The organism is Microbacterium canaveralium (assembly GCF_047238045.1).
Lineage (GTDB): Bacteria > Actinomycetota > Actinomycetes > Actinomycetales > Microbacteriaceae > Microbacterium.
This window is the reverse complement of the sequence record NZ_JBDFMA010000003.1, coordinates 726,853-747,391: the sequence shown is the minus strand read 5'-3', so window position 1 is coordinate 747,391 and position 20,539 is coordinate 726,853. Positions and strand designations below refer to the sequence as shown.

The 20,539-nt window shown below is 69.8% G+C and carries 19 protein-coding genes; 10 read left to right on the top strand and 9 right to left on the bottom strand.

Features of this window, described 5'->3' with window-relative positions:
• The first annotated feature begins 97 nt into the window (after positions 1-97).
• Entirely contained in the window at positions 98-766 is a 669-nt protein-coding gene (locus ABC271_RS04515) for a TetR/AcrR family transcriptional regulator (RefSeq protein WP_412923695.1), read from the top strand.
• A gap of 39 nt (positions 767-805) precedes the next feature.
• Here the strand turns inward: ABC271_RS04515 and ABC271_RS04510 are convergent, their stop codons facing one another.
• The 4 genes from ABC271_RS04510 to ABC271_RS04495 are packed head-to-tail and all read right to left on the bottom strand — an operon-like array spanning position 806 to position 4,284.
• The gene (locus tag ABC271_RS04510; RefSeq protein ID WP_412923694.1) at positions 806-1,663 is read right to left on the bottom strand and encodes an amidohydrolase family protein; all 858 of its coding nucleotides are present in this window, start codon (positions 1,661-1,663) and stop codon (positions 806-808) included.
• Positions 1,660-2,421 (bottom strand): SDR family NAD(P)-dependent oxidoreductase, encoded by a 762-nt coding sequence (locus tag ABC271_RS04505; RefSeq protein ID WP_412923693.1) that lies wholly within the window; start codon positions 2,419-2,421, stop codon positions 1,660-1,662. The genes ABC271_RS04510 and ABC271_RS04505 overlap by 4 nt, the downstream gene beginning before the upstream one ends.
• Entirely contained in the window at positions 2,418-3,266 is an 849-nt protein-coding gene (locus tag ABC271_RS04500) for a fumarylacetoacetate hydrolase family protein (RefSeq protein ID WP_412923692.1), read from the bottom strand. Before ABC271_RS04500 ends, ABC271_RS04505 begins: the two co-directional genes overlap by 4 nt.
• Positions 3,267-3,315: 49 nt before the next feature.
• A complete protein-coding gene (locus ABC271_RS04495; protein WP_412923691.1) occupies positions 3,316-4,284 on the bottom strand; it encodes an aldo/keto reductase in 969 nt (322 codons plus the stop codon).
• Positions 4,285-4,346: 62 nt separating this feature from the next.
• Here ABC271_RS04495 and ABC271_RS04490 point away from each other — a divergent pair, with 62 nt between their 5' ends.
• Complete coding sequence (locus ABC271_RS04490) at positions 4,347-5,582, top strand: mandelate racemase/muconate lactonizing enzyme family protein (RefSeq protein ID WP_412923690.1); 1,236 nt, start codon at positions 4,347-4,349, stop codon at positions 5,580-5,582.
• Positions 5,583-5,591: 9 nt separating this feature from the next.
• Positions 5,592-6,356, top strand: coding sequence for a FadR/GntR family transcriptional regulator (locus ABC271_RS04485; RefSeq protein ID WP_138176173.1), 765 nt, complete (start codon positions 5,592-5,594; stop codon positions 6,354-6,356).
• Between the two features lie 54 nt (positions 6,357-6,410).
• Here ABC271_RS04485 and ABC271_RS04480 read toward each other — a convergent pair whose 3' ends face one another.
• From ABC271_RS04480 to ABC271_RS04465, 4 genes are read right to left on the bottom strand one after another with little or no spacing between them, the layout of a single operon-like run.
• Positions 6,411-6,734: an L-rhamnose mutarotase gene (locus tag ABC271_RS04480; RefSeq protein ID WP_412923689.1), complete on the bottom strand. Its 324-nt coding sequence runs from the start codon at positions 6,732-6,734 to the stop codon at positions 6,411-6,413.
• A gap of 2 nt (positions 6,735-6,736) precedes the next feature.
• Complete coding sequence (locus ABC271_RS04475; RefSeq protein ID WP_412923688.1) at positions 6,737-7,681, bottom strand: carbohydrate ABC transporter permease; 945 nt, start codon at positions 7,679-7,681, stop codon at positions 6,737-6,739.
• Complete coding sequence (locus ABC271_RS04470) at positions 7,668-8,594, bottom strand: carbohydrate ABC transporter permease (protein WP_138176171.1); 927 nt, start codon at positions 8,592-8,594, stop codon at positions 7,668-7,670. Before ABC271_RS04470 ends, ABC271_RS04475 begins: the two co-directional genes overlap by 14 nt.
• 44 nt (positions 8,595-8,638) lie before the next feature.
• Complete coding sequence (locus ABC271_RS04465) at positions 8,639-10,006, bottom strand: ABC transporter substrate-binding protein (RefSeq protein ID WP_412923687.1); 1,368 nt, start codon at positions 10,004-10,006, stop codon at positions 8,639-8,641.
• A gap of 148 nt (positions 10,007-10,154) precedes the next feature.
• Between ABC271_RS04465 and ABC271_RS04460 the strand changes: the two genes are divergently transcribed.
• The 4 genes from ABC271_RS04460 to ABC271_RS04445 are packed head-to-tail and all read left to right on the top strand — an operon-like array spanning position 10,155 to position 13,505.
• A complete protein-coding gene (locus tag ABC271_RS04460; protein WP_412923686.1) occupies positions 10,155-11,177 on the top strand; it encodes a zinc-dependent alcohol dehydrogenase in 1,023 nt (340 codons plus the stop codon).
• Positions 11,174-11,935, top strand: a complete 762-nt coding sequence (locus ABC271_RS04455) for an SDR family oxidoreductase (RefSeq protein ID WP_412923685.1) — start codon at positions 11,174-11,176, stop codon at positions 11,933-11,935. The genes ABC271_RS04460 and ABC271_RS04455 overlap by 4 nt, the downstream gene beginning before the upstream one ends.
• On the top strand, positions 11,932-12,558 hold the full coding sequence (locus ABC271_RS04450; protein ID WP_412923684.1) for a bifunctional 4-hydroxy-2-oxoglutarate aldolase/2-dehydro-3-deoxy-phosphogluconate aldolase: 627 nt from the start codon (positions 11,932-11,934) through the stop codon (positions 12,556-12,558). Before ABC271_RS04455 ends, ABC271_RS04450 begins: the two co-directional genes overlap by 4 nt.
• Positions 12,555-13,505, top strand: coding sequence for a sugar kinase (locus ABC271_RS04445; RefSeq protein WP_412923683.1), 951 nt, complete (start codon positions 12,555-12,557; stop codon positions 13,503-13,505). Before ABC271_RS04450 ends, ABC271_RS04445 begins: the two co-directional genes overlap by 4 nt.
• 60 nt (positions 13,506-13,565) lie before the next feature.
• Here ABC271_RS04445 and ABC271_RS04440 read toward each other — a convergent pair whose 3' ends face one another.
• Positions 13,566-16,748, bottom strand: coding sequence for a right-handed parallel beta-helix repeat-containing protein (locus tag ABC271_RS04440; RefSeq protein WP_412923682.1), 3,183 nt, complete (start codon positions 16,746-16,748; stop codon positions 13,566-13,568).
• A gap of 218 nt (positions 16,749-16,966) precedes the next feature.
• Here ABC271_RS04440 and ABC271_RS04435 point away from each other — a divergent pair, with 218 nt between their 5' ends.
• The 3 genes from ABC271_RS04435 (at position 16,967) to ABC271_RS04425 (ending at position 20,528) form a co-directional block, all read left to right on the top strand.
• Complete coding sequence (locus tag ABC271_RS04435; RefSeq protein WP_412923681.1) at positions 16,967-18,208, top strand: acyl-CoA dehydrogenase family protein; 1,242 nt, start codon at positions 16,967-16,969, stop codon at positions 18,206-18,208.
• A gap of 90 nt (positions 18,209-18,298) precedes the next feature.
• The gene (locus ABC271_RS04430; RefSeq protein WP_412923680.1) at positions 18,299-19,480 is read left to right on the top strand and encodes an AI-2E family transporter; all 1,182 of its coding nucleotides are present in this window, start codon (positions 18,299-18,301) and stop codon (positions 19,478-19,480) included.
• A 4-nt stretch (positions 19,481-19,484) separates the two neighbouring features.
• The gene (locus tag ABC271_RS04425; protein ID WP_412923679.1) at positions 19,485-20,528 is read left to right on the top strand and encodes an ATP-dependent DNA ligase; all 1,044 of its coding nucleotides are present in this window, start codon (positions 19,485-19,487) and stop codon (positions 20,526-20,528) included.
• Positions 20,529-20,539: the final 11 nt, after the last annotated feature.

The window sequence follows — 20,539 nt, the reverse complement described above, 5'->3', positions numbered from 1 at the left end:
CACGACAGCGCGCGGACCGTGTGAGCTTTGCACCCCGACGCGGCGAGCCGCCGGTCGCGCATGATCGGTCGAAGGCCCCGCCGTTAGGCTTCCCCTCATGACCGACGTCCCCGCCCCTCCCGGCCGTACCGCCGTCGCGGCCGCCGCGATCGCGCTGTTCGCGGAGCGCGGGTACGACCAAACGTCGGTCGAGCAGATCGCGCAGGCCGCGGGCGTGTCGCGGTCGACGTTCTTCCGGCAGTTCGGCGGCAAAGAGGACGTGGTGTTCGCCGACCACGAGGTGCTCATCGACGAGACGCGCGCCTTCCTCTCGCAGCCGCACGACGACCCCTGGGCCGCGGTGTGCGACGCGTCGATGCGGGTGTTCCGGCACTTCGCCGCCGACCCCGAGCTGGCTCGGAGCCGCTACGCCATCGTGCGCGAGGTGCCCGTGCTCCGCGACCGCGAGATCGTCACGGTGTTCCGGTACGAGCGCGTTTTCGATGAGTACCTGCGCGAGGCCCTCCCCGGACTCGACCCCCTGGATGCCGTCGGCTTCGCTGCCCTCGTCACTGCCGTACACAACCATGTGCTGCGCCGCCTGATGCGCGGCGCGCGGGTGCCGGCATCCACTCTCCGTCGTGCACTCGACGACGTGCTGCGCCGCTACGGCGTGCACCCCGACGGCAACGATGCCGCGGGCGACGACCTCATCGTCGCGGCCTTCCCCCGCCGGATGCCGGCCGCCGAAGTGACGCGGCGCCTTCGCGCGTCCCTACCGCAGTAGGTCGAGAGCGCTGACACACCATGCGGCGTCGGTGCCGACCTACACGCCGCGGGCGAGCGCCGGCGCGCCGCCGGGCAGGTACGCCCGCCGGGCCGTGCCCTCGGCGACCTCGTCCCACCCCGCGGCCGGGACTACTCCCCGCACCAGCTCGACCCACTCCGCGAACGAACCCGCCGCGCCGAAGTGCGAACTCACGGGCCAGTCGCTCGCGATCATCGAGCGTTCCGAGCCGAAGACCGCGACGGCGTGCGCGAGGAAGGCGGGCGCGTGCCGCTCGACCTCCGCGGTGTCGTGTGCTTCGCCCGTCAGGCCGGAGAGCTTGACGAACGTCTTCGGCCGCTCAGCCAGGACGGCGAGAGAACGAGCCCACGCCGACCCCGCAGCGCTGTCGATGCCCTCGCCCATGGGCGGCTTCGCCACGTGGTCGACCACGACGGTCAGCTCGGGCACCTCGCGCAGCAGCGCGATCAGCGCAGGCAGCTGCGCATGACGGATGCATGCGTCGAACGTCCCGCCGCGGGCGGCGAGTGCGGCCAGCCCCGGCGCGAGCGCGGGAAAGGCGTCGACGGCGACGTCCTGCAACAGATGCCGCACCCCGGTCACGCGCGGAATCGCCGCCAGGGCCTCGAGCTGTTCTTCTAGAGCACCCGGGGGCGCCCCAAGATCAGCGTCAGCCACGATCGCCACCAGCTCGGGCCAGTCGAGCCCATCGACCCACCGCGCTTCGGCCACGGGGTCGGACGGGCCGTCGGCGGCCTGCACGAACACCGCGCCGTCGACCCGCACTCCCCCGCGGTCGTACTCCGCGGGCAGCATCGGGCGCCGCAGCTCCGACCCCTCGAGCCACTCGTACGTCAGCACCGAAGGGTCCCACAGGTGCACGTGCGCGTCGATCATGCGGTCCCCGCCCTCACACGGAGGCGGGTCACGCCGCCGTCCACGTCGAGTATGGTGCCGGTCGTCGACGTGGCATCCGGGTCGGAGAGGTAGGCGATCGCGCGGGCGACCTCCTCGGGCTGCACCAACCGTCGGGTGGCCTGGCGAGCCTCGAGGGCGCGCCGCTCCGCGACCGGATCGGGAAAGCCCTCGAGCATGCGCGTGACGAAGGGCGTCTCGACGGTGCCGGGGCTGACCGCGTTGACGCGGATGCCCTCGCCCACGTGGTCGGTGGCCATGGCCAGGGTCAGCGCATAGACGGCGCCCTTGGATGCCGAGTACAGCGCACGCTCGGGCAGCCCGTTCAGGGCCGCGATCGAGCACACGTTCACGATCGACGCGTGTGCAGACCGCCGAAGTAACGGCAACGACGCCGCGCTCACGCGGGCCATGCCCACGACGTTGACGTCGAGCACCCGCGCCCACTCGTCCTCGTCGAACGCCTCGACCGTCCCGACGGCGCTGATCCCGGCGTTGTTGACCAGGATGTCGATGCGACCCTCGGCCTCTCCGACCTCGGCCACGGCCGCGGCGACGGACGCCCCGTCGCGCACGTCGCACCGCACGCGTCGGGTCCCCTCCGCGGTCTCGCCCTCGGCGGCGTCGAGACACCACACCGAGGCACCTCGGTCGCGCAGCAGCAGCGCCGTGGCGAGGCCGATGCCCGAGCCCCCGCCGGTCACGACCGCGACGAGCCCCGCGAGCGGCCCGCCGGTCACGCCTGCACCATCCGCTGCCGGGCGGTTCCGAGTCCGTCGATCCCCAGCTCCACGACGTCTCCCTCGCGGAGGTACACGGGAGTCGGCATCCCGAGCCCCACCCCGGCCGGTGTACCGGTGTTGATCAGGTCACCCGGTCGCAGAACCATGAACTGCGACAGGTAGCGCACGATCTCGTGCACGGAGAAGACCATGTCGGCCGTCGTGCCGTCCTGGCGCATCTCACCGTTGACGCTCGCCCAGAGCCGAAGCGTCTGCGGATCACCGACCTCGGATGCCGGGACGAACCACGGTCCACACGGATTGAAGGTCTCGCAGCTCTTGCCCTTGTCCCACTGGCCGCCGCGCTCGAGCTGGAACTCGCGCTCGCTGACGTCGTGCGAGAGAACGTATCCGGCGATGCAGTCCGCCGCACTCTCGACCGAGTCGAGGTAGCGCGCGGTGCGACCGATGACGACGCCGAGCTCGACCTCCCAGTCGGTCTTGACCGAGCCGCGCGGGATGAGCACGTCGTCGAACGGCCCCACGACGGTCGACGGATCCTTCATGAACACGACGGGCTCCGCCGGGATATCGGCACCGGTCTCGGCCGCATGATCCCGGTAGTTCAGTCCCACACAGACGACCTTGCCGGGCGTGGCGATCGGTGCCGCCCACCGCTCGTCGCCGGTCAGGTCGTACGGGCGGAAGGTCGAGGCATCCATCCCCGCGAGGCGCTCGAGCCGGCCGTCCTCGTGGAAGCGACCGTTCAGGTCGCCGAGTTCGGCGGGCACGATGTAGCCCTCGCCGTCGATCTCGACGATCAGCCGTTCGGAGCCGTCGACTCCTCGTCGGGCGAATCTCATGCGTCAGCGTCCTTCCGTCGGGTCGTCGCGTGCACCCGCCGCGCACGCGTCATGCCGCGACGAGTCCCGCCGCGGAAAGCTCTCGCCACATCTCCTCGGGCGCCGTGGCGAGGTAGCGCTGCAGCGTCGATTCGGCCTGCGCCCGCGTTCGCACACCCACGACGACGGAGACCACTTCCGGACGCCGCAGGGGGTACCCCAACGCGGCGGACGGAAGGTCGACGCCGTAGCGCTCGCAGATGTCGGCGATGCGGTTCGCGCGTTCGATCAACGCGTCCGGGGCGCTCGTGTAGTCGTAGCTCGCGCCGGGCGCAGGGCGAGGAACGCTGAGCAGCCCCGAGTTGTACACGGCTGCCGCCACCACGCCGACGCCGCGTTCGGCCGCGAGGGGCAGCAGCCGATCCGCCGCCGCGTCATCGAGGAGCGTGTACCGGCCCGCGACCATCACGATGTCGACGTCGCACCGCTCGACGAAGTCGGCGAGCATCGGCACCTGGTTCATGCCCGCGCCGATCGCGGAAACCACGCCCTGCTCACGCAGCTCGATGAGCGCGCCGACACCGGTGGTGGAGGCGGCATCCCAGTGCTCGTCGGGATCGTGCAGGTACGCGATGTCGATGCGGTCCAGGCCGAGGCGGGTCAGGCTCTCCTCGACCGAGCGCAGGATGCCGTCGCGCGAGAAGTCCCACCGCCGGACGACCGTGGCCGGCACGGCGAACCCGTCGTCATCCTGGCGATCGGCGGTGTCAGGCGAGTCGATGAGCAGGCGTCCGACCTTCGTCGACAGCACGTACTCGTCGCGAGGGCGGTCACGCAGCGCCGCCCCCAGACGGCGCTCCGAGAGCCCCAGTCCGTAGTGCGGAGCCGTGTCGAAGTATCGGATGCCGGCATCCCACGCCGCATCGACGGCACCGCGCGCCGTGGCGTCGTCGACCTCGCGCGAAAGATTCCCGATCTGCGCCCCGCCGAAGCCGATCTCGGTCAGGACCGGCGTCCTCGCCGTTGATCGCGTCTGCATCTTCGCCTCCGTCGGGGAGCCCGGCCTGTCGGTCGCTCCGATCGAACAGTAACATATGATGTATGTTCTTTGTGGGCTCGCTCCGAGTCCCCCAGCAGGAAGTCAAGGGCGATATGAAGGTCACCGGTTACCGCGTGCTCCGCACGTTCCGCGAATGGGGACGCCCCATCGGCGACGTGAACGGACACATCGCGTCGGGCATCACCGAAGAAGCCGTGGTCCTCGTCGAGACCGACGCGGGCATCACCGGTGTCGGCACGGGCCACGTCGCCGATCTCGCGCGCCTCTTCCCCGCCATCGAGGGCCAGGACCCCCGCGCGGTCACCGCCCTCTACGACCGCATGCTCGCCCGCGTCTTCAAGGCCGGTCACGCCGGCGCGACCTTCGGCAGCATCGGCGCGTTCGACATGGCGCTGTGGGACATCAAGGCCAAGGCCGCAGGCGAGCCCCTCTGGCGCCTGCTCGGCGCCCGAGACCGCTTCGTCACCGGGTACGCCTCGGGCCTCGACATCGCCCTCTCCGACGAGGAACTCGCCGCGTTCTACGCCCAGATGGCCGACCTCGGCTTCAGCAGCGGCAAGCTCAAGGGCGGACGCGACCTCGACGCCGACCGTCGCCGCCTGCACATCGTGCGCGACGCCATGGGCCGCAACTCCCGGCGACCGGCCGTGATGTTCGACGCCAATGAGTCGTGGAACCTCAAGCAGGCGGTCCGCTACGTCAGCGAACTCGAGCGCGACATCGACCTGACCTGGGTCGAGGAGCCCCTGCGGCGGTGGGACGCGGAGGGGCACGCGCGCCTTTCCCGCAGCATCCGCGCCGCCGTCGCGACGGGCGAGAACCTGACGGGCCTCGAGCAGTTCCGCCCGATCATGGATGCCGGGGGCGTCGACGTCGTGCAAGTGGGGTGCACGTGGGGCGTGACGCATTTCCTTCGTGTGGCCATCCTCGCCCACGGCCGCGACCTGCCGATCAGCCCCGTCGGCGTGACGGCCAACCAGGCCGTCGCCCACGCCGCCATCGCTGTACCGAATCACCTCAGCGCCGAGGTGCAGGACCTCGGGGCACCGTTCGGCCTGCACATCGACCAGCACTTCGCCGACGGCGGGATCGTCCTCGGCGACACTCCCGGGCACGGCGTGAGCGTCGACGAAGCGCTCATCGCCGAGGGCGGCGACCGGGGCGCGAGCTGGCTCGTGGGCGCGGGCCCGCACGTGCGCCCCGACCGCGCGGGGCTCCGACTGGTGCCCGAAGCCGATCGGCACGAACGGCCCGACGCCGAGATGACGCGCGACTAGGCTGACCGCATGAGCGAGGAGACCGTGCCCACCGGCATCGGGTCGGCCCTGCGCAGCTCGACGCCGCGGACGCCGACCGCCCGGCTCGGGGTCGCCGTGGTGCACGACCTGGTGGAGGCCATCGTCAAGGGCGACGTCCCCCCGGGCGACACGCTGCCACCCGAAGAGAAGCTGGCCCAGCACTTCGCCGTCAGCCGGACGGTCATCCGCGAATCCGTCAAGCGGGTCGAGGAGAAGGGGCTCATCAGCGTCGCCCCCGGCCGCGGCACGACCGTGCAGCCGAAGACCTCGTGGAACGTCCTCGATCCGGTGGTGCTCGCGGTCCTGCTCGAGAACGACTCGTCGCTCGGCGTGCTCGACGAGATCTCGGTGATCCGCGCCGCGCTCGAAGGATCCATGTCGGCGGCGACCGCCCAGCACGGCACGCCCGAGCAGATCGCCCAGATCACGGCATCCCTGGCGCGTATGGAGGAATCGGTCGAAGACCCGGAGGTCTTCCCGGACGCCGACCTCGACTTCCACTTCCTCGTCATGACGCTGTCCGGCAACGAGCTGGCCAGCAGCATCACGAAGATCCTGTTCTCGCGCGCGCGCCAATCCGCGCGCTTCGTCGGCAACCAGTCCACCGACGCGTTCCACATCACGCTCGAGGAGCACCGGCGCGTGCACGACGCGATCGCGGCGGGCGATCCCGCCGCGGCCGAGGCGGCGATGCGGGCGCACATCCTCGACGCCTGGCAGCGCCGCCGCTTCCCCACCGCACGCGAACGCTGAGGTCGACCGCGTACGCACGGTACGCGCGGACACCGACCGGGGTCGGCATCCGGGTCAGTCCAGGTGCCAGGCCTCGGTCATGATCTGCCAGTTCGGCTCCGACCCGTCGTCGTCGAACGGCACCTGGCACGGCCCGGTCCGGGCCCACCACTCCTGCGTCACCGGATCGGCGGCCATCTTGGCATCGTCGGCGGCGAGATCGTCGCCCACGTACTCGTAGTAGCCGAACAGCACGTCGCCGCGCACGAAGATCGTGAAGTTGCGGATGTTCCCCTCGCGCAGCGTCTGCTCGACGCCCGGCCACACGGCGCGGTGGAGCGCGAGATACTCCTCGCGCTTCTCGGGCACCATCCGGCACACCATGCCCACGCGCAGCACGCTCACTCCTTCGTCCCGCCGGCGGTCATGCCGGTGACCAGGAACCGCTGCGAGAACAGGAAGATCAGCAGCACGGGGAGGACCGAGACCAGGGTCGCCAGCGCGAGCACGGGAAGCTCGATGGTCACCGAACCGGCCGACGTCGGGTTGAACAGCGGCACGTTCGACAACAGTTCCGCGAGCCCGACCTGGATGGGGGCGCGACGGCCCGGCACCATGACGAACGGCAGGAAGTAGTTGTTCCAGTTCCCGACGACGTTGAAGAAGCCGACGAGCGCGATGACCGGGGTCGCCAACGGCATGGCAACGCGCCAGAAGACCCGCCACTCCCCCGCGCCGTCGATGCGGGCGGCATCCAGGAGGTCCTTCGAAATGCTCGTCGAGAAGTAGATGTACGTCAGGTACACGCCGAAGGGGAAGAACGAGAACGGCAGGATCACGGCGAGCGGATTGCCGATGAGCCGCACGGCGCTCAGCTCGAGGAAGGTCGGCAGCACGAGGGCGGTGCTCGGGATGAGCATCACCACGAGGGTCACCGCCAGCAGCGTGCGACGCAGCCGGAAGTCGATCATCGCGAGGGCATACCCGGCGGGGATGGTCACGAGCAACGTCAGGATGAGCGCGCCGCCGGTATAGAGCGCGGCGTTGCCGAGCCACGTCCAGACGATGCCGTTCTGGAAGGCCATGAGGGCGTTCCAGTTGTCGGCCAGCGTCGAGAACGCCCCGAAGTCGAACGGGCCGTTCAGCAGCAGCTCGCGCGGGGTCTTCGTCGGGGCCAGCAGCAGCCACACCAGGGGCAGCAGGAAGAACACGACGAAGAACAGGGCGACGATGACGACGAGCGCACGCCCGAGCCATTCGCCGGGCGTCATCCGACGACGACGCGTGCGGGCGGCCAAGGCGCGCTCGTCGGCGCGCAGCAGGGTCGCGGTTTCAGTCGCGCTCAAAGAGTCCTCCTCGGAAGACGAAGAAGGCAGCCAGGATCAGGGCGACGGCCAGAAGGATGAGGGAGATCGCGGCGGAACCGTTGAAGTCGTTCTGCCGGAAGGCGTAGAGGTAGGCGAGTTGGTTGAGCGAGTAGTCCTGCGGGACGACGCCCTTGCTCGCCTGGGAGAGCACGCGGGGCTCGACGAAGAGCTGACTGCCCGCGGCGATCGACATGACGACCATGTACGAGATCCACTTCCGCAGCAGGGGCAGCTGGATGTACCACGCGGTCTGCACCGGGCCGGCGCCGTCGATCCGCGACGCCTCCATGATCTCGGGGCTGATGTTGTTGAGGGCGCCGTACATGATGACGATCCACTGCCCCGCGCCCGTCCAGAACGACACGATCGTGAAGATGACGGGGAGGTTGTCCAGCGAGACGGTGGCCACGAAGGAGTCGAAGCCGAGACCCCGCAGGATGCCGGACACCGGGCTCACGCTGGGATCGAGCAGAAACAGCCACAGCAGGACGCTGGACGCGCCCGCGAGCGCTCCCGGGATGTAGTAGACGAACCGCACCGACGTGGAGAGCCACCGCGACGCGAAGTTGTGCACGATCAGCGCGAGCAGCACGACGAACACGATCTGGAAGATCAGCCAGATCACCAGGTACGCCGAGACGTGCTGGACCGCGGGCCAGAAGCGGTAGTCGCCGAAGACACGGACGAAGTTGTCCACGCCCGCGAAGCTTCCGGCCTTGGTGAACGCGAGATACACCGCGTACAGGGCCGGACCGAGGCCGAACAACAGCAGCAGGATGCCGTACCCCGAGCTGAAGGCGTACGCCATCGCCGACTGGGAACGGTTCGGGTTTCGACGCCGTTGCTCGCCTCCCCGCCGGCGCGTTTCGGCGCCGGCGGAGAGGGGCGTCATCGTGGAAGTGACGATGGCCTGGCCTTTCGTGGGATCGAGCGGGGTCAGCGAGTGACGGTGTAGCCCTGCACCTGGGCTTCGTTCAGGATCTCGGCCTGCCAGTCACTGGTGACGTCACCGATGGACTTGCCCGCCGCGAGTGCCGGCAGAACCACCTTGCTGTACGCGGTCTCTGCGCTGAAGCTCGGGAAGCCCCATCCGCTCCACACCTGGCCGCCGGCGTCGATCACGTTCTTCTCGAAGTCGCCGACGAAGTAGCCGTCCGCGGCCTGCTTGGCGATCCACTTCTCGCCGGCCTCGGCGTATGCCGGGTATCCGGGCGCGAGGTCGACCTGGTACTCGTCGGAGCTGGTGGCGAACTCCATGAAGGTCTTGGCGGCATCCAAGTTCTTGGAGTGGCTCGACGCGAGCCACGTGCCGCCGCCGACGTTTCCGGTCCCGATGTCCTCACCCTCCCAGTGCAGCGGGGTGCCGGCACCCAGCTGACCGGAGGGGACGTTCAGGCTGTCCGGGTTCTGGAACAGCGCGCCCGTGAACCACACGGGCCCCGGCATGCCGAGGAGCTTGCCCTGCGCCTGCTGGATGAAGTCGGAACCGAACACCGAAGCCGTCGACAGCGTCTTGTTCGCCACCATGTGGTCGAGCAGGTCGGTCATCTTCTGCGAGTTCTCGGCCCCGAAGTCGGACGTGAAGTCGTTGCCGTCGAGCTGGAAGATCGGCGCCTGCGCACCCCAGTAGTAGACGTACGACCCGAGGAACCCGTCTCCGACCGAGCCCAGCAGGTAACCGGGGTGCTCCTGGGCGACGCGGTCGCTCAGCTGCTCGTACTCCTCCCAGGTGGTGGGAACGTCGTAGCCGAACTGGTCGAAGAGGGCCTGGTCGTACCAGAACACGACCTGGGCGAGATCGTTGCGCAGCCCATAGGTGGTGCCGTCGATGGTGAGCGGGTCCAACGATCCGGGGGTGAACCCGGCGAGGAAGTCCTCGTCGAACCAGCCCTTGTTCACGGGAGCGGCGAACGCCTGCTGTCCGTTGGACTCCTTCGAGGCCCAGGACGCGTCGTTGTTCTGCGTCGAGAACACCACGTCGGGCCAGCCCTCACCGGCCTGGTCGAACAGCGCGATGCGTGTCTGGAGGCTCGCCGAACCGCTGGCGTTGCCGTCGTAGGTCTCGGCGTTGATCTGGATGTCGGGGTGCGCCTTCTTGAAGGCATCGATGATCGGTTCGCGGGTGGCATCCACCCATACCGTGATCGGGCTGCCGGCCTCCTGCTCGGCCTGCGGGAAGCCCAGCGAAGTGTCTCCGCCACCGGAGCCGGGGCTGCAGGCGCTCAGAGCGACAGCGGTCACCCCCGCCAGGGCCAAGGCTCCGAATCGGGCGAAACGGATGAAGCGACGGTGCTGTGTTGCCATTTCCAGTCCTCACATGGTCGACGTCGTTGACGACTCACCGCGATGCGGCGCGCATTCATTAGATCATACATGTGACCTATGAGGAAAACCCCCGTATGGTGAAGGGGCGGATGTCGACCTCATCCGCTCTCATCGGAGAGGACCCGTCGTGCGCGCACTTCACTACATCTCGGCTCGAACCGTCGACCCTGTGGACATCCCGCCGGAGGCTCCTACCGCGGGACAGGTGCAGATCCGCGTGGCGTACACCGGCCTCTGCGGCACCGACCTGCACGTCTTCCACGGTGACATGGATGCCCGCGTCCAGCGACCCCTCGTCTTCGGCCACGAGATGAGCGGAGTCATCACCGCCGTCGGTGATGAGGTGGACGAATGGATGCCGGGAGACCGCGTTACCGTGATGCCGCTGGACTGGGACGGCACGTGCCCCGCGTGCCTCGCGGGCAACGAGCACATCTGCCAGAACCTCGACTTCATCGGCATCGACTCCCCCGGCGCCTTGCAGGAGCTGTGGAACGTCCCGGCATCCACCGTGGTGCGTCTGCCCGAGGACCTCGACCTGCGCGAGGGAGCTCTCGTGGAGCCGGTGGCCGTCGCCGTCCATGACGTGCGTCGGTCGGAGCTGTCCGCCGGTGACACCGCGGTCGTCATCGGGGGCGGCCCCATCGGCGTCCTCATCGCGAGCGTCGCCCGGCACACGGGGGCGGATGTCGTCGTCATCGAGCCGGATGCCGGGCGCCGAGGCACGATCGAGAACCTCGGGTTCCGCACGCTCGATCCGCGCGCGACCGACCAGGCGGCCTGGGTGGAGGAATGGACGGGCGGTGCCGGCGCGGACGTCGTGTTCGAGGTGTCGGGTGCCGCCGCGGCTGTCCGCGGGATGACCGCGTTGGCGAAGGTCCGCGGCACCATCGTCGTGGTGGCCATCCACTCGCAGCCTCGCGAGATCGACCTGCAGCGTGTGTTCTGGCGCGAGCTGCGACTCCTCGGTGCGCGCGTCTACCAGCGCCGCGACTTCGAGACCGCCGTCGAATTGCTCGCGGGCGGCGCGATCCCGACGGACACGCTGATCACCGACGTGGTTCCCCTGGAGAAGACCGGTGACGCGTTCGCCGCGCTCGAGGCGGGTCAGGCCCTGAAGCTGCTCGTCGCGGTCGGGGGCGAGCAGTGAGCGCCGGCCTGTTCGACCTCACCGGTCGCACCGCCCTCGTCACGGGGGCGAGCCGCGGGATCGGCCTGGCCATGGCATCCGCCCTGGCGGAGGCAGGCGCCGACATCGTCGCGGTCAGCACCAGGGATGCCGAGCCCGACAGCGCCATTGCGACCGCCGTGCGCGACCGTGGGCGGGGGTTCACGTCGTTCGCGTGCGACTTCTCGGACCGGTCCGCTGTGCTGGCGCTCATCGAAGACCTCGGCGACCATCGGATCGACATCCTCGTCAACAACGCCGGCACCATCGAGCGCGCCCCCGCGGTCGAGCACCCGACGGCCCTGTGGGACCGCGTCCTCGAGGTCGACCTCACCAGTCCGTTCCTGCTGACGCAGGCCGTCGCGGCCGGCATGCTGGAGCGCGGCTCGGGGAAGGTCGTCTTCACCGCCTCACTGCTGAGCTTCCAGGGCGGGATCAACGTGCCCGGATACGCCGCAGCGAAGTCGGGCATCGCGGGGCTGACGAAAGCCCTGTCGAACGAATGGGCCGCCAGGGGCGTCAACGTCAACGCGATCGCCCCCGGGTACATCGCCACCGACAACACCGCGCCGCTGCGCGGCGACCCCGATCGATCGCGCAGCATCCTCGAGCGCATCCCCGCGGGACGCTGGGGGGAGGGCTCGGATCTCGCCGGTGCGACGGTGTTCCTGGCCTCGGCCGCATCGGACTACGTGAACGGCATCGTGCTGCCCGTCGACGGCGGGTGGCTCGGCCGATGAGCGAGTGGCTGCGGCCGTTCCCGATCGTTCCGGTGATCGTGTGCGACCGCCCCGACATCGCGGCTGACCTCGCGCACGCCCTCCACGACGGGGGTGTCGACTGCGCCGAGATCACACTGCGCACGCCGCGCGCCCTGGAGGTGCTCGCCGCGATGACCGCGGGCGCACCCCCCGGGTTCGTCGTCGGCGCGGGCACGGTCCTCGACGTCGCGCAGGCGGACCGAGCGGCCGACGCGGGTGCCGCGTTCATCGTCAGTCCGGGGTTCGACCCCGATGTCGTCGACCGGGCCCGTGACCGCGGGCTCGACGTGCTGCCGGGTGTGGCCACGGCGACCGAGGTGCAGCGTGCCCGGCGCGCGGGACTCCGCGCGGTGAAGCTCTTCCCGGCCGATCTCCTCGGCGGACGGGCGGCGATCGACGCGCTGTCGGCGGTGTTCGCCGATACGGGCTTCGTGCCGAGCGGCGGCGTCGGTCCGCACAACGCGGCCGACTACCTCGCGCATCCCTCGGTGCCGTCGGTGAGCGGGAGCTGGCTCGCTCCGCGCGCGGAGATCGAGGCGGGAGACCTGGCGCGCGTGGCGGAGCGCGGCCGCGCGGCGATGCGCCTGCGGGCAGCGTCGTGAACGCCGCCGTCATCACGTTCGGCGAGACCATGGCGCTGTTCCGCCCGGTCGACCCCGCCGAGGGTGAGAGCGCAGACGCCTATCGCCTGTCCTTCGGTGGCGCCGAGAGCAACGTGGCCGTCGGCGTCGCGCGTCTCGGCGGCCGCGCGGTGTGGATGGGACGCGTGGGCGATGACGTCGCCGGGCGACGGATCCGAAGGGAACTGCGCGCCGAGGGCGTGGAGCTCCACGTCACCGTCGACGCAGAAGCCTTCACCGGCTCGATGATGAAGACCGAGATCGCTCCGGGACGCGTCGGCGTTCAGTACTGGCGCGGCGGCAGTGCGGGAAGCCGTCTGCGCCCCGACGACCTCGACCTCTCGATCCTCACCACCGCAACGGTGCTGCACGTGACCGGGATCACTCCCGCACTGTCGGCATCCGCGTCCGAGACCGTCGACGCGGCCGTCTCGGCCGCCCGCTCGGCCGGGGCGACCGTGTCGTTCGACGTCAACCATCGACCTTCGCTCTGGCGCGGTCGAGATGCGTCCGCGGTGTACCGGCGGCTCGCCGCGCAGTCCGACATCGTGTTCGCCGGGCGCGAGGAGGCGGCGCTCATCGTCGGCGAGAGATCCGATGACGAGCTCATCAGCGCCATCGCCGACCTCGGGCCCGCAACCGTCGCACTCAAGCGCGGCGCGGAGGGGGCCACGGTCTCCGCCGAGGGCCGCCTGCTCCGACGACCCGCCTGGCCGATCCACCCCGTCGACACGGTCGGCGCGGGCGACGCCTTCGTGGCCGGTTACCTCGCGGAACACCTCAGCGGCTCGTCCCTCGAGAACCGCATCGACACGGCGGTGGCGGCGGGCGCGTTCGCGTGCCTCGGCCGCGGCGACTGGGAGAGCCTGCCGCACCGCCGCCAGCTGGAGCTCCTCGCGGCGGGAGACGGCGACCCCGTCGTGCGGTGAACCGCCGCCGGACACGACCGTGCCCCCTCGCTCCGCGGAACGAGGGGGCACGGTCGTTCGTCAGTTCAGTGTGAACAGCGTCGACTGGCTGTTGCCGGCGACGTCGAACACGACGAGCGTGTTCTCTCCGCGCACCGCACCGAAGACGCCGGGAGTGACGAAGTTCACGTCCGACCACGGCGCGTTCGCCAGATTCTTCACGACGCCGTTGAGCTCGACCCGGTCGATCCGACCGGCGTCGTACAGCTTGAAGCTGACCCGGTCGTACGAGTCCCCGGTGGCCACGGTGAAGTTCTGACCGTCCTTTACGGTCACCGTCGGCGCGGTCGCGTCGATCGTGAACGCGAACGTGCCGGTCGCCGAGACGTTGCCCGCGCGATCGTGCGCGTTGTACTTCAGCTGGTACTGCCCGTCCGGTAGGGAGACCGACGCCGTGTGGGTCGCCGCGCGTGCCCCGTCCGCGACCGCCGTCTGCGTGCTGCGCACGAGCGTGCCGTCGCGGTAGACGTTGGCCACGATCTGAGACAGACCGCGGTCGTCGGTGGCGTCGACCCGGAGGTCGAGCGTGCGGAACGGACCCGCCGCGGTCGGCGCGACGAGCGCCGCCGTCGGCTTCACGTCGTCGCGTTCGATACGGAGGTCGCTGAACACGTTGAGTGCCGAGCGGCCCGCGTCGTGCGAGGACGAGAAGATCCCGGCATCCTGAACCGCTGCCGCTCCCGTGAGCGTGACCGCGGAGCCGATCTGCGCGTAGTTCGTTCCGTCGAACGAGTACCAAGCGCTGACCTGCTCACCACTGCGGTCGAGCTTGACCCACACCGGGCGGAACGTGTTGACGTTCGCCGCGGCCGAGCTCTCGACGTAGCCGTCGCCGTTGGCATCCCAGTGGAAGACGACGCCGTTGCGGGGCGTGACGGCCACGAGCGCGTACCCGCCGGACGCGCCCGGCTGATCGATGTCGTTGCGGATCATCACGCCGGACTTCGCCCAGGCGTTCGCATCGCCGACGGTGTCGACGCGCGCGGACACGCTGGAGACGGCGTTCACGGCGTCCTTCTGGAAGATGGAGCCGTACGCGTCGTCGCGCTGTCCGCCTCCACCCCACACGTCCGCCCCCTGAGCGCGGATGGCGAAATGACCGTCCGACTGGGCGAAGTGCGAGCTCCCGGCGGACGCCGCCGTGGTCGTGAACGGCGCACCCACCTGCTCGCCCGTGTTGCCGCACGCGGCGTCCTCGGTGAACAGGGTGGCGTTGAGCGCGGTCCGCCGCTCGGGCGCGACCCCGGCCTCGCAGATGACCTGGCGCGCGGCATCCGGCCAGTTCAGCCCGGACACCTGCACGTTGTCGACGAGCCGGTTGCGGTTCGCTTCGAGATTGGGTGTCTGCGCGCCACCGGAGTTGTACCAGTTGCCGGTGATCAGGTTGTCGCTGGTGTTGGTGGCGTTGTAGGCGTTGGTGAAGACCCACGGGTTGGTGCCCTGCAGCACGTTCTGCCGGTAGATCGTCGAGCGGGTGCCCTCGTCGAGGTACAGCCCCACGCCGGAGACGTTGTAGAGGTAGTTCCGCTCGGTGACCGACCCCGGGCTGGCCGAGAGGTTGTAGATCGAGCCGCCGTCGGCGAACTGCGACTTGGTGTTGTGCACGAGGTTTCCGGAGACGACGTTGTCCTTCAGGGTCGTGGGCGTCTCGTAGCGGGTGTTCCAGTTGTAGTACCCGCGTTTGGTGTACTCCCCCGACCCGCCGGCGTCGTTCATTCCCCAGCCGTAGCCGGTGTCGATCCCGTCGTAGGCGACGTTCGCGACCTCGTTGTTCTGAATACGAGCGTTCGTGACGTAGGTGCTCAGGATGCCGGAATTGTCCTTGTACTCCACCGCCGCGCGCGTCACGGTGTTCTGCTCGACCGTGATGTCGCGGTTGATCATCCGCTCATCGTCGGGGTGATGGGCCTCGGGACGGTTACCGCCCACGAACACCCCGTGACCGCCCACCTCGGTGAAGCGGTTGCCGATCACGTCGATGTCGTGCGCGCCGAGGCCGACACCGCTGAGCGCGGCGTTGGCGTCGTTGCCGATACCGAGCGCCGACGACCCGAGTCCGACGAACAGGTTGTTCTCGAAGCGGACGCCGGATGCCGCTGACACCTGCACCGCGGCCGGCTGCTGGTACCAGCCCGTCCGCGCGCGTTCGAACTGCTCGCATCCACGCGAACAGCTGGTGAAGGCGTCTTCCGGTCGGTAGTCGTAGTGGCCCTTGATGTACGAGCCGTTCTGCTGCGTGGCGTACCCGTCGGTGGTCGGACCGAGCCACGAGGTACCGGTGAAGGTGATGCCCTCGAACGCCAGGTTCTGCAGCGGCTCGTCGTATGTGCCGCCGATGCTCAGCAGAACCTCGACCCGGGGAAGCTCGACGTCGAGATCGTTGGGGTCGACCCCCGCACCGGGCTTGTAGTAGAGCTTCCCGCCGTCGGGGTCGATGTACCACTCGTTCATCTGGTCGACGAACGCGAGGGAGTTCGACAGCCAGTAGGTGGACCCTCCCAGGAGGGCGAACTGCGGAGTGTCCCATCCCCAGGTGTTGTTCTCCCAGGCCGGCTGGACCATCGTCAGCTTCGAGTCGGCGATGCTCGCCACGGGCGAATACCGGTAGGTGAAGTCGCCCTTCGCCTCGAACTCGATGCGGTCGGGCTGGGGGACATCGTTGAGGAAGGCGAGGTCGGGGTTCTTCAGCGTGATCCCGGACTCGTCGAGCGCCAGATCGGCTCCGGCCACCTGACGCTGCGCCCGCTGCGCGTAGACGCCGTTGACGTAGAGCTGGCGGGTGTCGACGCCTTGCGGGGTGTCGGCCACCCAGATGCCGGCGTCGCCGTCGTGCACGCGCCATCCCGACACCCGATCGGCGCCGGAGATCACGGGGTGGGCGCCGGCGGCGGCGGTCCAGCGCACGGACCCGCCGTCGCCGCCGGCGTCTTCCGGACGGAACTGCAACGGCTCGCCGACCCGGTACTCGCCGTCGGCGAGCTCGACGACGACGTCGGCGCGCCCGTCGGCGACGAGTTCGCGGACGCGGTCCTTCGCCGTCAGCAGGTCGCACGGGTTGCCGGGAGAGCAGACGGAGCCAGAGCCATCCGGCGAGACGTGGAGGGTCCGAGCTTGTGCGGCGACGGCGGGACTGGCTATGGCGAGGGATGCCGCGAGGGCTCCGATCACCGCCAGTGCGCCGCCGCGGAGGGGGCTTTTCTTCACGGGGGGGTCCTGTCGAGGAAGGGGGATTTCCCGGACGCGCGACTCGCGATTCGATCACGGCCTTGTGAACGGGGCGTGCGGCTGCACATCAAACATCATATGAATGATGTATGAGAACGCAAGGTTCTTTCTGAATCCGTGACGCGACCCGACCCGTCGCCCGTCGATCCGCCGGCGCGCGAATGACACCGAGTACCACCATGCGCGATACTGAGTACATGAGCACCGACGCCCAGCCCCGCACGCTCCCCGGCGAGCGCATCGCCTCGTACGACCTCCTCGGCCGACGCGACACCGACTACTACGCCGTATTCGCCGACGTCCCCGACGCCGACCGCGACGCGTGGGACCGCGCGAAGACGTTCGTCGACGAAGTCGGCACCCGCATGCAGGCGGAGTGGGATGCCGCGACCTACCCGGTCGAGCTCCTGCGGCGGATGGGCGAGCTCGAACTCTTCACCGACGGCGTCGAGCACCCCGACCTCCCGGCCTCCTCACCGCTCGCGGCGGGCCTGGTGAACATGGAGGTCTCGCGGGGCGACGGCTCGCTGGCGACGGCTCTCGCCGTGCAGGGCGGCCTGGCCCTTCGGACGCTCGCCCTGTTCGGCTCCCCCGAGCAGCAGGCGCGCTGGCTGAAGCCGCTCGCGGACGGCACGGTGCTCGGCGCGTTCGCCCTCACCGAGCCCGACCACGGCTCGGACTCCGTCTCGCTCGAGACCACCGCCACCCGCACCGCCGACGGGTGGTCGCTGTCCGGCACCAAGAAGTGGATCGGCAACGGCGCCTCCGGCGGCATCACGTTCGTGTGGGCGCGCGTGAATGCCGAGGGCGACGACGACCACGACAAGGTCCGCTGCTTCCTCGTCGAGCAGGACACCCCCGGGTACACGGGCACGGTCATCACCGGCAAGGTGTCGCTGCGTGGCATCCATCAGGCCCACATCGCGCTCGATGACGTGCGCCTTCCCGCGGATGCCGCACTCCCCGGCACCCACACCTTCAAGGACGCGTCGACCGTCCTGTTCGCCACGCGCTCGGGCGTCGCCTGGTCGGCACTGGGCCACGCGACGGCCTGCTACGAGGCCGCGCGGACATATGCCACCGAGCGCATGCAGTTCGGGAAGCCGCTCGCGAAGTTCCAGATGGTGCAGGAGCGCCTCGCGCAGATGCTCGACGAGCTCACCGCGATGCAGCTGTTCTGCCGCCGCCTCGCCGACCTCGAGACCTCCGGGGGGCTGCGCCCGACGCAAGCGTCGCTGGCGAAGTACCACAACACCCGCGCCGCACGCCGGGTGGCGGCGATCGCGCGCGACCTGCTCGGCGGCAACGGCATCCTGCTCGAGAACGGCGTGATGCAGCACATGGCCGACATCGAAGCGATCCACACATACGAGGGCACCGAGAGCGTGCAGGCGCTGCTCCTCGGACGTGACATCACCGGCATGAGCGCGTTCGTCTGATCCCGGATGCCACGCCCCGGCGCCTAATCCGCCCCGGGGCCGGGCGCAACCCGAGTGCCCGATGTCGGTCGGCCCCGCTACCTTCGTGACATGAGCCTGTTCTCTCGCCGCCCGCCGCACCGCGACGCCGTGGCGTCGGCGATCACCCATACCGAGCAGACCCCGCCGCACAGCCTCTGGGCCGACGGGTTCGGCCGCCTGGCCGTCCGGGCGGTGCAGATCATCATCGTGGTGCTCCTGCTCGCGGGCCTCATCTGGGGCATCCGGCAGGTGTCGCTCGTGATCATCCCGTTGATCCTCGCGCTCATCTTCGCTTCCGCGTTCGGACCGGTCACCATGTGGCTGCGCCGGAAGGGCGTCCCCGCGGTCCTCGCGACCCTGCTGACTCTGCTCGCGGTCGTGGCGGTGCTGGCAGCCCTCGGGTGGCTGGTGGTCAACGCCGTGATCGGCCAGTGGAGCTACCTCAGCTCGCAGGCCGTCGAAGGTTTCCAGCAGGCGCAGGACTGGTATCACACCCTGCCGTTCGCCATCCCGCCCGATCAGGTCGACGCGGCTCTGAAGGGCATCGGCGACTTCGTCACCAGCGCGCAATTCGGCACGGGAGCCCTGGCCGGCGTCAGCGCCGTCGCCTCGTTCGTCACGGGCTTCGTGCTGCTGGTCGTCATCCTGTTCTTCTTCCTCAAAGACGGACCGCGCATGTGGGAGTTCGTGCTGCGTCCGTTCCGTGGCAGCGATTACGACCGCGCCCGACGCATCGGCGACAAGACCGTGACGGTGCTCGGCTCGTACGTGCGCGGCACCGCCTCGGTGGCGGCCGTCGACGCGATCGGCATCGGCGTGGGTCTTGCGATCCTGCAGGTGCCCCTCGCGCTGCCGCTCGCGGTCCTCGTCTTCCTGCTGGCGTTCATCCCCATCGTGGGGGCCGTGACCGCCGGCATCCTCGCCGCGCTCGTCGCCCTCGTCACGAACGGCTGGGTCGTCGCGCTCATCGTCGTCGGCATCGTCGTGCTCGTGAACCAGCTCGAAGGCAACTTCCTCCAGCCCGTCCTCATGGGTCGCTCGATGAAGCTGCACTCGTTCGTCGTGCTGGTCGCCCTTGCCGGCGGAACCGCGATCGGTGGCATCCTCGGCACGCTCCTCGCCGTGCCGCTCACGGCCGTGGCGTGGGGCATCATCACCGTCTGGAACGGTCCCGACCAGCCCGCGGAGTGGGCGCGCCGCAAGAAGCGCCGCAACCCCGTGCCGCTTGCCGGGAGCGAGAGCGAAGGCTGAGCCGATGCCGTACGACATCCCCGCGCCGATGCTGGCAAAAGCCGTGACCGACGTGCCTGAGCCGGGAAAGGTCGCGGGCGGCCTGTCGTATGAGCCGAAGTGGGACGGGTTCCGCGCGCTCGTGTCGTGGGACGGCACCGACGTCGAGATCGGGAGCCGCGGCGCGAAACCTCTCACGCGCTACTTCCCCGAACTCGTCGAGGCGTTCGCGCGTCTGCTCCCCCAACCGTGCCTCATCGACGGCGAGGTCGTCGTGGCGCGGGGCGAGTCCGGCGCCCAACGCCTGGACTGGGAGGCGCTGTCGCAGCGCATCCACCCCGCCGCGTCCCGCGTGACACTGCTGTCGGAGCAGACCCCGGCGATGTTCATCGCGTTCGACCTGCTCGCCCGCGGCGACCGCGACCTCCGGGACGAGCCGTTCGCCGAGCGCCGCGCCCAGCTCGTCGACCTCCTCGGCTCCGTCCCGCACCCCGTGCACGTCACCCGCACGACCGATGACCCCGACCTCGCCCGCCGGTGGCTCGCCGAGTTCGAGGGCGCGGGTCTCGACGGCGTCGTCGCGAAGCCGCTCGCGCAGCCGTACGCCCCGGGCAAGCGGACCATGTTCAAGATCAAGCATGCGCGCACGGCGGACGTCGTGGCGCTGGGCTACCGCATTCACAAGTCGGGCCAGGGCGTCGGGTCGCTGCTCGTCGGCCTCTACGACGACGCGGGCCGGCTGCACGGCGTCGGCGGGGTCTCGGCGTGGACCGACAAGCGCCGCCTCGAACTCATCGACGACCTCGCGCCCCTCGTCGAACGGGACGCCGACGGCGAGGCCGTCGTCGGTGAGACCGATCGGTCGCGCTTCTCGGCATCCAAGGATGTGTCGTTCGTGCGGCTGAGGCCGGAGCGCGTGCTCGAGGTGCGCTACGACCAGCTCGAGGGCATGCGTTTTCGGCACACGGTGCAGTTCGAGCGCTGGCGTCCCGACCGCGACGCCACCTCGTGCTCGTTCGACCAGCTCGAGACGGTCGGCGCCTACGACCTGGGCGACGTCCTGGACTGACGGCCGGGGCG